General features: G+C 41.3%; 6 protein-coding genes. 2 read left to right on the top strand and 4 right to left on the bottom strand.

What is annotated here, in order from left to right; genetic code table 11:
- Nucleotides 1-149: 149 nt before the first annotated feature.
- Nucleotides 150-2,144 carry a transketolase gene (tkt, locus tag GLIP_RS18765; protein WP_008846277.1) on the bottom strand — a complete coding sequence of 665 codons (1,995 nt, stop codon included), beginning with the start codon at nt 2,142-2,144 and terminating at the stop codon, nt 150-152.
- A 106-nt stretch (nt 2,145-2,250) separates the two neighbouring features.
- Nucleotides 2,251-3,780 (bottom strand): glycoside hydrolase family 172 protein, encoded by a 1,530-nt coding sequence (locus tag GLIP_RS18760; RefSeq protein WP_040523637.1) that lies wholly within the window; start codon nt 3,778-3,780, stop codon nt 2,251-2,253.
- A gap of 406 nt (nt 3,781-4,186) precedes the next feature.
- Between GLIP_RS18760 and GLIP_RS18755 the strand changes: the two genes are divergently transcribed.
- Nucleotides 4,187-4,984: an IclR family transcriptional regulator gene (locus GLIP_RS18755; protein ID WP_008846274.1), complete on the top strand. Its 798-nt coding sequence runs from the start codon at nt 4,187-4,189 to the stop codon at nt 4,982-4,984.
- Between the two features lie 87 nt (nt 4,985-5,071).
- The gene (locus GLIP_RS18750) at nt 5,072-5,947 is read left to right on the top strand and encodes an alpha/beta hydrolase (RefSeq protein ID WP_008846273.1); all 876 of its coding nucleotides are present in this window, start codon (nt 5,072-5,074) and stop codon (nt 5,945-5,947) included.
- 649 nt (nt 5,948-6,596) lie between these two features.
- Here the strand turns inward: GLIP_RS18750 and GLIP_RS18745 are convergent.
- On the bottom strand, nt 6,597-9,845 hold the full coding sequence (locus GLIP_RS18745; RefSeq protein ID WP_008846272.1) for a BACON domain-containing protein: 3,249 nt from the start codon (nt 9,843-9,845) through the stop codon (nt 6,597-6,599).
- A 154-nt stretch (nt 9,846-9,999) separates the two neighbouring features.
- Nucleotides 10,000-10,761, bottom strand: a complete 762-nt coding sequence (locus GLIP_RS18740; protein ID WP_008846271.1) for an SGNH/GDSL hydrolase family protein — start codon at nt 10,759-10,761, stop codon at nt 10,000-10,002.
- Between the last annotated feature and the right edge of the window lie 145 nt (nt 10,762-10,906).

The raw sequence follows: 10,906 nt of genomic DNA, 5'->3' as shown, positions 1-10,906 counted from the left end.
ATGATAATATCAACATTAGTGAATTTGTAAAGGAATTGGTTAATAATATTTAATTTGTTACTCAAATGATCACGGCCGAACCGCGTGTATGTACACCAACAAAAATGCCCACTCGTAGTGGGCATTCAAATTCGATTTATCGCATCAAATTAAGTGAGTAAAGACAGAGCCTTATTCACCAAGTTGTCAGTTGTAAAGCCGAAGTGTTCAAGCAATACTGCACCAGGAGCAGATTCCCCAAACGTATTTAAACCTAGTACATCACCATTGTGGCCCACATACTTCCACCAAAAGTCTTGGTGAGCAGCTTCTACAGCCAGTTTAGGCACTTCGCTAGGTAAAACTTCCGCTTTATATTCTTTTGATTGGGTATCAAATTGATTAGTACTTGGCATTGACACGACACGCACTTGCTTGCCTTGTTGATTTAAAATGGCGGCTGCATCTAATGCGAGCTGCACTTCGGAGCCGGAAGCAATTAAAATTAAATCTGGTTTTGAGTTAGGTTCAAGAAGCACATATCCACCTTTTGCAATATCAGCAATTTGTGCAGTATTACGTGCTACAGCGGATGTACCTTGGCGCGTAAACACAAGTGCACTTGGACCGTTTTTCACTAGCGCTTGTCGCCAAGCTTCCGCTGTTTCAGTACTGTCACACGGACGCCAAGTGGTTAAATTTGGTGTTAACCTAAGTGTTGCTAACTGTTCAATAGGTTGATGTGTGGGGCCATCCTCTCCCTGACCAATCGAGTCATGAGTGTAGACAAAAATACTTTTGGCTTTCATCAAAGCAGCCATACGAACAGCGTTTCGAGCATATTCCATGAACATTAAAAACGTCGCACCAAATGGGATAAAGCCCCCATGTACAGCGATTCCATTCATAATGGCACTCATGCCAAATTCGCGCACACCGTAATACACATAGTTTCCAGATGCGTCTTCTTGAATGCCTTTAGCGTCCGGCCAAAGAGTTAAATTTGAACCGGCTAAATCCGCAGAACCGCCAACTATTTCTGGTAATAAACCTGCAAAGAATTCGATTGCTTTTTGTGAAGCTTTTCGCGTTGCCACATTTTCCATTTGTTGCTGACATTGACGTATATACTCATCTGCTTTTAGGTCAAATCCCTGTGGCATTGTTTGTTCAATTACGCGACGTTTAAATTCATTTGCTAGTTCTGGAAAAGACTGCGCATAATTCGCAAATAATGTTTGCCATTGTTGCTCACGTTTTTCGCCGGCCTTTCTTGCATCCCACTGCTGATATACATCATCAGGCACTTCAAAAGGTGCATGCGGCCAATTCAATTGTTTACGAACCGCTGTGATTTCATCATTACCTAACGGGGAACCGTGGCAATCGTGGCTACCTGATTTATTTGGTGATCCAAAACCAATTACCGTTTTACAGCAAATTAATGTTGGCTTATCAGTAATTTTTCGAGCGTTTTCAATTGCTTCTTTAATCTGTGTTTCGTCATGTCCGTCAACGCCAGTAATTACATGCCAACCATAAGATGCAAAGCGTTTAGGCGTGTCATCAGTAAACCAACCTTCCACATGACCATCGATTGAAATACCATTGTCATCCCAGAATGCGACTAATTTTCCAAGCCCTAAAGTACCTGCAAGTGAACAGGCTTCATGTGAAATTCCTTCCATCAAACAACCATCACCTAAAAAACAATAAGTAAAATGGTCAACAATATCGAAGTCAGGTCTATTAAATTGTGCTGCTAGTGTTTTTTCAGCGATTGCCATTCCCACTGCATTGGCAATTCCAGCTCCCAATGGCCCAGTAGTAGTTTCAACACCTTCGGTATATCCGTATTCAGGATGACCTGGAGTTTTAGAATGTAGTTGACGAAAATGCTTCAAATCTTCAATTGATAGATCATATCCACTTAAATGCAGCAGCGCATATTGCAACATCGAGCCATGCCCGTTTGATAGCACAAATCGGTCGCGGTTAGGCCATTGATAATTATTTGGATTATGAGAATAAAAATCCTGCCATAAAACTTTGGCAATATCAGCCATTCCCATTGGCGCTCCAGGATGACCAGAATTCGCTTTTTGTACTGCATCCACAGCAAGTATGCGAATCGCATTTGCAGATGGTGTTGAAATATGACTCATGAAACACAACCCCTTAATTAATATTATAATACAATTAAAAAAAGATAAGTGTATGCTAAAAAACTAAAAAGTGAAACCTCAACTTGTCGCTACAGCAGGTCAGGAGTTAATTTGGCAAAGGAGGGACATTTCGCGCTTCAAACTCATCGGGCTGACGGTTGGACGTGGTATTTTCATCGGCATACCAATATAACCCCACACCGTAACCCATTTGCGCATCTGCCCAACTCCAGATCTCCATGTCGAGCTTTAAGGAACTAGAAAACGGCATAGTATCCAAAGCACGTACTCGCGTTTCAGTGCTATAACCTTGAGTATTCCTTTCATCTGTCGTCTTTCGATTTAGTTTGTTATACACATTAGCTCGAGGTTGCGCATGAAAAGGGTGTTGATAAAAGTCGGTACTCTTCCCACCCCATGAGTAAGCATAATAATCTTCGGTGCCGGTTCCAAAAATGGAAGGAAATGTTTCGCCATCAACATAAATTTTTTCGTCACCTTCGCCCCACCAGCGCTTATCAGGATTCATAACTGTAAGCGAGTCGCCAACGTAAACCCCTTTTCCTGTTAAGGTGACATAATTCCAGTCAGAATACGGGCGAGTGGCAACTGGATACTGCCCCCGCCACGCTGCATTAAAATACATTGAGGCATCATCCCAAACCCACTCACCTGTGTTTGCTTGGAGGTCAACGTCAACGGGGTCAGGGCCAATATTTTTAAGTGTTATCATAGCGTTACGTTGATAAGGCATAACCCAAGAACTCAACATAGTGCCATCCTCTAACACTGCGCGATAGCGGTCTTCAAACGGATTTACCCCAATACCTGTGCCAAAAAAATCACCGATTGGTGACCAAACGGTTTGCTTATCGTCAAAACTCATTTTAATGATGACGTGTCGGGTGATATGCGCGTCATCGTAATTTCCTAGTTTTACTTTTATAGCTTCAATCGCGGCATTTCCGGCTGGCAGGGCTAAGCTCATTTGTTCGCCCGATCTTAAAATGGTACTTGCCGCTAATTCATAACTTTGCTGAGGCTGATTCAGGTTTGACAATGTTTGGGCCGTTTTTTCAATAAGCTCAGTAGCACGGGTGTAGTCAGCCATAGTAAATGATTTAACGTGAGTGTCGGCGTCATAGGCCCGATATGTAAACTGAAAAAAGAATGGCATTTCAGATACGGTGACCTTCATACTTTTTGCATAGGGAATAGGAAAAAATGATACTGCTGATGCAAGCGATTCATGGGCAAGAGGATACGGTATTAATCCTTTCCCATTGAGTAGATCGAACATATTACCTTGTAGAGCAGGCTCTGATTTACCATCAATGTAAAATCGAATAATCGCATTCGTGCCCGGTTTCTTATATGACTCCCACGGCATCCAGGTTCTCACAATTGCGCCTGGGCCGGTGTGCTCCATTACTACATATTCTTCGCGACCATTAATGATTTCTTTACGTTCAAAGTTGCCATTCTTTTTGTTCGAGTTTCGGTCAAAGTTTGCAAACCAACCAGTGGCTTCGTATTTAGCTTCTTCAAATTCAACAGAATCTCTATCGTAGCTACTTTGTTGAGCCAATCTAAAGTCATTACGAGGAAAACGTGCAATTCGCGATTTGTCTGTCATTTCCTCCAACAACGTTTCTATGCTAACTAATTGGTTGTTAGTTTTAGTAGCATCCGCTTTTTAAGCGATCTGGCAACTGACCACGAAAACCAAAATTAAATAGATATATGTTATTTTTTTGAACGTAATCACTTAGCCCTATCCCTAACAAATTCATGGATTGTGTTATAAAAAACAATCTAAACCGGAATTTACGTAAATATTTTTGTGTGAAATTTGTTTTAACTTGTTTAATAGCTATCGACAGTTGGTGGTTTGGTTACAGAGGGTATAGTGTTCTGGGAATGAACACCGGAGAATGACGAAATAAGGACTCTAAAAAGTAAGGCTTAACTCGCCCGAAAGCCTTAGCACGTTATTCGTAAGATTAGCGAGCAAATAATAAGAGTTAGAAAAGGGTAATATTATGACAAAGTCAGCAACGCAAGAGGCTACAGCCAAACGTAAAACCTATAGTGCACCTGCGCTTGAAAAAGGCTTAGATATTCTAGAGTTGTTGGCTGGTGAAGCCGACGGGTTAAATATTTCCGAAATCACACAACGATTAAATAGATCTGTCGGTGAGTTATTTAGAATGTTGGTGGTGTTGCAGCAACGTGGTTATGTTTCATTAGAAAACGGTAGCGATAGATACCGACTTACCTTAAAAATATTTGGTTTGGCACACCGGTTTCCTCCCGTCAAACGCTTAACTAGTATTTCAGCACCGATTTTACAACGACTCTCCTATGACATTGAACAATCATGCCACTTAGTCATTTATTATGAGGGCCGGGGACATGTGGTTGTGCAGCAAGACTCCCCATCCGCACGCGTATTTAGTGTACGACTCGGTGCTGAAGCCCCGCTATTAAACACATGTTCAGGCCATTTATTGTTGTCTTTTGCCGATCAGAACACGCGTAAGCAAATGTTAACTCGAATACCATCACAGCATCATACTGATGATGAATTTGATCTGGAGAAAGTATTGGCTAAAGTGCAGAGCCAAGGTTTCGAAAGTATTCAAAGTGCACAAGCCCAGGGAATACAAGACGTAGGTTACCCTGTTTTTGATTATCGCGATCAGGTAATAGCTGCATTAGTAGTACCATTTTTCGAATATTTCGATGGCTCACGCCATACCAGCATTAAAGAAGCGCACCGATATATTAAACAGGCGGCAATGGACATATCTACATCACTTGGTTACGAGCCAGGTTAGCGCTAATCAATATGGATACGCCGGACACTGCCAGAAAGTCTAAGTTGAAACACCAATTCCCCCCTTTACTAAAAAAGAGACATTTTTATGTTGCTAAAAAAATTATATAAAACGCTCACAACCCACAGTTTAGTGCTGTTCATTGGACTCAGCGCTGGTGCTGCGGTTAGTCAAGAAGCAGACAAAGATACATCTTTCACGCGTCAAGAGATTGTTTACAAACAAATTGATAATATCAAACTTACGTTAACGATTTTGACTCCTAAAACAATTGAAGAAGGTTCGAGTAATCCAGCGATTTTGCTGTTTTTCGGTGGTGGTTGGAATTCTGGTTCAATAACGCAATTTGAAGGTCAGGCAGAGCACTTTGCCTCGCAAGGTATGATTTCTGTGTTAGCAGACTACAGAGTAAAGAATAGGCACAAAACGACGCCTTTTGACGCCGTTAGAGATGCTAAGTCAGCTATGCGTTATCTACGCAAGAATGCAGAAAAACTGAATATCGATCCCAATAAGATAGCCGCAGGTGGTGGCTCAGCAGGTGGTCACTTAGCCGCAGCCACAACGATAATTGAAGGATTAAATGAACCAGATGAAGATGTAAGCATCAGTACGAAAGCTAACGCCTTAGTGCTTTACAATCCCGTGATAGACAACGGTAAAGGGGGATATGGGTTTGATCGAATTGGTGACCGTTATCAAGAAATATCGCCTTTACATAACATTTCAAAAGGCGCACCTCCCACGCTTATTATGCTAGGAACCAAAGATAGATTAATCCCTGTAGCGACTGGTGAGGCATATCAACAAAAGATGCAAGCAGTGGGCAGTCGATGTGATCTTATTCTTTACGAAGGAGCTGGCCATGGCTTTTTTAACAAGAATAGACAAGGTGGAAAGTACTGGCAACCGACCATATTACAAGCAGAACAATTTTTACGCTCGCTCGGCTACATTAAATAATCTCGGCCCACACAAGTAGTGTGGGCCTTAGCCCAATAATCTCAGATACCTCTTGCGCTGGAATAAATTCCAGCCCAAACAGGTAGCGTGGACTTCAGCCCATAAACCATAGATACCTCCTTCACTGGAATAAATTCCAGCCTACACATGTAGTATGGGCTTTAGCCCATCAATCACAGATACCTCTTGCGCTGGAATAAATTCCAGCCTACACAGGTAGCGTGGGCTTTAGCCCATAAACCATAGATACCAGCCCAAACATGTAGTATGGGCTTTAGCCCATAAACCATAGATACCTACTCCACTGGAATAAATTCCAGCCTACACATGTAGTATGGGCTTCAGCCCATAAACCTTAGATACCTCCTTAACTGGAATAAATTCCAGCCCAAACAGGTAGCGTGGGCTTTAGCCCATAAACCATAGATACCTCCTTCACTGGAATAAATTCCAGCCTACACATGTAGTATGGGCTTCAGCCCATAAACCATGGATACCTCCTTAACTGGAATAAATTCCATTCCAAACATGTAGCGTGTGCTTTAGCTCATAAACCGCAAATTCCACTTTTGCTCTAAATATCAGGATAAAAAAAAGCGGTGATATACATCACCGCTTTGCTAAGTAGGAAATTTCCTTTGTGCTGAATCTATAAGGACCTAGCACAAGCCGTGCGCGAGCACAGCGTCTTCATAACGTAAACATCTGTTCGATTAATGGTCGAATCATTATTCAGGTCAAAACGTGAATCAATTTCTTGATTAAGCGAAATGGCACGCATAAGTCCACGTATGTCGTCTATATCAACATAACCATCGTTATTCCAATCGCCTAATACGGTTTGCTCAGCGGTTAACACTTGAATATCATCGATTAAAATATTTGCTTGTGCATTGCTAGTGATCATACTGCTATCCAAAGGTTGTGCTACAGCAGTATCTACGAATAACTCACCATGTTGCCAAAGTATACGGTTGCGATAAATATTATAGGCAATATTGGTTTGGTTTTCGGCGGTTTTAGAAAAGGTTAAGCTAACATCATACGGATAATCTACCTGTAAATCTGTTATCTCAGCCAATGTTAAGGTGCGCACACCATCTTCACCGGTCACTTTAACTTGTATATTTGGCTGTTCAGAATCGCTGTTAAAAACAACACTATAGCCAACTGATGTTGACCCATTTAATACACTCACTTCACTAGTTGCTATGGCTGGCGTTTGATCAGTGCTTAATGCAGTGAACATTGCCTTGGCTTTTAACGTTACTGAAGGTAAAGCGTCCACATCCAAACTCGTTTCCATCGCGGCAGTTAATTGAGCATTATCTAGGTTTGAGGCGTGTGCCCCCATAGATAACAGTTGCTGCTTAAAGTAACTGGAAGCGGGTTCAATGTTAACTTGGCTAGCATCACTGTTTACCTGATATTGCCATAGGTTATCCGCATTCAAATCGCCATTTGTGCTCAACGTTGCCGTTTGCGCAGAATCCCATGATTCAGAAAATACTGGTTCATCGGTAGCAATATCGAATGTCAGCATAGTGACTGATTGGGTATTAATATTAAGTGAAAATGCATTGTCTGCCTGCACATTTGCTGTACCGGTAACCGCAGTGGCATTGCCATCAATCCATTGTTTATAGGCGACTTCTGATGTTACTTCACCCGAGTTCAATTTAAAACTGTAATCATCAAAACTGTTGGTTTCATTGATATTCAATATCCACACAACCATTTTATTACCATTTCGATAAGCTCGAGTATGGAGTTTTCCGTCGGTTAAGGTATCACTTCCGTCATGATCATCCATCAATACCGGCGTATAGCCAATAAGATTCGTGGTTAGATGACGCATCAACACACCGCGGTAGTTAGAGCGTTTGTAATCCCACCACATTAAACCTTCAAATCCTTTGTCCGTCATATCTAAGAGACTGGCAAATCCATCTTCTACTTCTAAAATATCATCGACATCTGATTTGGCATTCCAATGTAATTCCGAGTGCCAACGCGGTAAGTCACCAGCATAAGCTAGGTCTGACTCTAGACGCGCGACTTTGTTGGTATTACGATCATGCGGATAATAATGTGTGCCAAAAATATCGAGGCGGTCAACCGCATCATTTGCCGCTAAATCACGCATCCAATTGGTGTAGCCAGGAACATAATCCTCGTGACCGATAATTTGCGGCATCGGGAAGCCCCGTTCTACTGCTAGCTCTTCCAATAGATCAACAATTTGTTGGAAACGCTCTGGGGTGATATTCCCTTCATTAAATAAACGTTCGTTATCTAAGCCTAATATATGAGTAGGAATACCAACACTAGCCATGTATTCAATATAGTCTGCGAGTAAAATGACGTATTGCTCAGGGATCACGCCAGATGAATCTTGTACCCATTCTGGGAAGCTATATTTGCCGTTAAGTTTTTTACTAGCAAATATGATGAGATCGGGATTAACCTCTAGAGCTTTCTTGATCATCGCGACATCGTTTGCATAGTATTCCGGTAACACTACTCCAGGTTCTGGATGAGCTGGTCTACCGTTTGTGGTATCAGGCTTATCACGCGTCCCCCAAATATTAGTTCTAATGCCATTAAACCCATCGGTGACAAAATAGTTGTTAATCGCTGCGTCTGAAAGTGACGCTCTAAAGACACTTTTTAGATCATAGAAAACATACTTTATTTCTTGGTTTCCGGTGTTTGGATATATTACGGCATCTGTTACCAGTTCATCGGTAATGGTCGCTTGCACAAAGTTGATTTCGATATCGTTTAACATTACTTGAGCACTGCGAGCGACATTGCTAGCATTATTTTCGATGACAAAATTTAGCGTTGTACTGCCATCACCAGACGTTTCATTTACGCTTAGCCAATCGGGTAATCCTGTGACTGTCCAACTTATGTTAGAGGTAATGTCAACGGAGACATTCCCACCATCAACGGGAAGCGTAAAGTAGTCCGCTGAAACTTCAAAAATGGGATCGCCTTCAATTAGATTTTCAACACCTAGCGCAACTTGTTCCGCGGTTAATGCATCATCCCAAATACGCACGTTATCAAAGACAGCTTTAATCGACCCTTCCCGCGTATTGCTTCCGCCGGTGCCAAGATATCTATCCTCTCCATCAAGTTCGGTAATAGAACCCCCAGCATATCTAGCGCCTATCATTATGTCAGTGTTAGCGTAATTCCAATCAGTAAAGGATTGCTGGAACTCTTGATAGTAAGCATAAATACCATCGACATACCAAGTCAGTCGATTATCTTCAAATACCAACACATATTCGTGCCATGACTCTTTATCAAAATCAGGAATTGCCGCAGGATCTCCTTTTACGTGATTACCACTTTCGGATATACCCACCACAGAGTCGGACCAAAAATCATTGCCCAAATTTCTAAAACCATGTGACCAACCATATCCTTGAGACAGATCTCGTATGGCGAAACTATGTGCATTCCAAGCAGTGGTGCCATTTGGTTTGGAGCTGATATGGTAATAATCGTACTTCACAGTAAAACTGCCATTGCTTTGTTCAACGACATCTAGCGGAATCCGTAAGTAACGCAAAAAATCTACTTTGAAACCATGACCTGATTTAGCAATATCTGTTGTAAACGCAATGTCACCGCTAGTTTGCTCACCAGTGTCGTAATCGCTTTTCAAGGAAACTTCATCAACGACGCTTGCATTATTAAAATCAATGGAGGTGACTAATTCTTGTGCTTCGATCTGTGCATGTGATGCCAAAATGATACAACATGCTAGTTTTTTCAAAGATAATAGTCTGCCAAATTGCTGCTTTAAGACTGAAGCAGATACGTCTTTACCGAAATTATTGGTAGCGAGGTGTTTATAGTACTTAGTGGGGTACTTTTTCATTGGGCTGCCTTTTTGTTAAAAGATGTACAAATAACAAACGTTTGATTAACAACCCGTAAGAATATTTTTAAAAGTTAGTTCTAACAGCAAAGTAAGTGCACCCTAATGCCAAACTGAAATACGAAATCTACAAAATCAAGTTAGTAAGCATGTGTTATAAATTTCCTTGTATCACTTTGCTAACTGCTTGCGCTTGGAGCTCCCGCCCCCGCTTATTAAAATGTACATTTATAGGTAATTGAACTTCATTTAATTTAGGTAAGGCTTGAGCATACAAATCATTTATCTGGATATTTCGTTGGTTCATTATTTGTTTCGCAATACTGTTATAAAGCTCAGCGTCATCGGGCAATCTCGCGGGCTTTACACCAACCGGGTAAGGTGTTGTGGTAGCAAAAATCAATTTTGCTCCAGTGGCTTGTAAACGGTTTACAAGCTGTATTAAATTGGCACGATATATTTCTGGTTCAGATTGTCGCGGATCATCAAAGTTATTGGAGTTTTTGCCACTATCAGAATGCACATGTTTAAGATCATGCAAGCCCCAGTTAAAGTGGATGACCTGCCATTTTCGATCCCCTAACCAACGATCTAAATGCTTAATCGAATAGCTTGTACCCTGACAATTTTCGGGCTTTTTACCACCATTTCTATGGGGTCTGAAGACATTCGCCTGATTTGCCAACTCTTCTCTAACACCTAAGGTGTACCCTATCGATATTGAATCCCCGAGAAGTAAAACATTGGGCAAATTCGGGTCCGGTTCAATTGCCCAAACACCTGTGGTTTCCTTTTCCACGTGAGAGCCTTTTTCTGCGACATAATCCGCAGCTTGATTAGTTTTCATTGAATGACAACCTTGTAAAATCAATCCTGCTGCAAACAGAAACATAAGTTGTTTCGCAGTCTTTCTCATAAAATCCCCATCCATTGTTAATAAAAAGCTGTCATTTTGTTAGTCAGGCATTTAATCTTGACTCATAAAAATTAATTAAATCAAACGAAAATAAGTTTATTCCACCAAAACCTTGGTGTTTAATTAACAATAATCATACACGATT

The sequence above is a fragment of the Aliiglaciecola lipolytica E3 genome (assembly GCF_000314975.1).
Taxonomy (GTDB): domain Bacteria; phylum Pseudomonadota; class Gammaproteobacteria; order Enterobacterales; family Alteromonadaceae; genus Aliiglaciecola; species Aliiglaciecola lipolytica.
The sequence above is the reverse complement of the archived record's forward strand: the minus strand, read 5'-3'. Positions and strand labels throughout refer to the sequence as shown.

Excerpts from the sequence above, each read along its gene's own strand:
- GLIP_RS18760 (WP_040523637.1), bottom strand. The coding sequence starts at position 3,780 with ATGACAGACAAATCGCGAATTGCACGTTTTCCTCGTAATGACTTTAGA.
- GLIP_RS18740 (WP_008846271.1), bottom strand. The coding sequence starts at position 10,761 with ATGAGAAAGACTGCGAAACAACTTATGTTTCTGTTTGCAGCAGGATTG.
- GLIP_RS18745 (WP_008846272.1), bottom strand. The coding sequence starts at position 9,845 with ATGAAAAAGTACCCCACTAAGTACTATAAACACCTCGCTACCAATAAT.
- GLIP_RS18750 (WP_008846273.1), top strand. The coding sequence starts at position 5,072 with ATGTTGCTAAAAAAATTATATAAAACGCTCACAACCCACAGTTTAGTG.
- GLIP_RS18755 (WP_008846274.1), top strand. The coding sequence starts at position 4,187 with ATGACAAAGTCAGCAACGCAAGAGGCTACAGCCAAACGTAAAACCTAT.
- tkt (WP_008846277.1), bottom strand. The coding sequence starts at position 2,144 with ATGAGTCATATTTCAACACCATCTGCAAATGCGATTCGCATACTTGCT.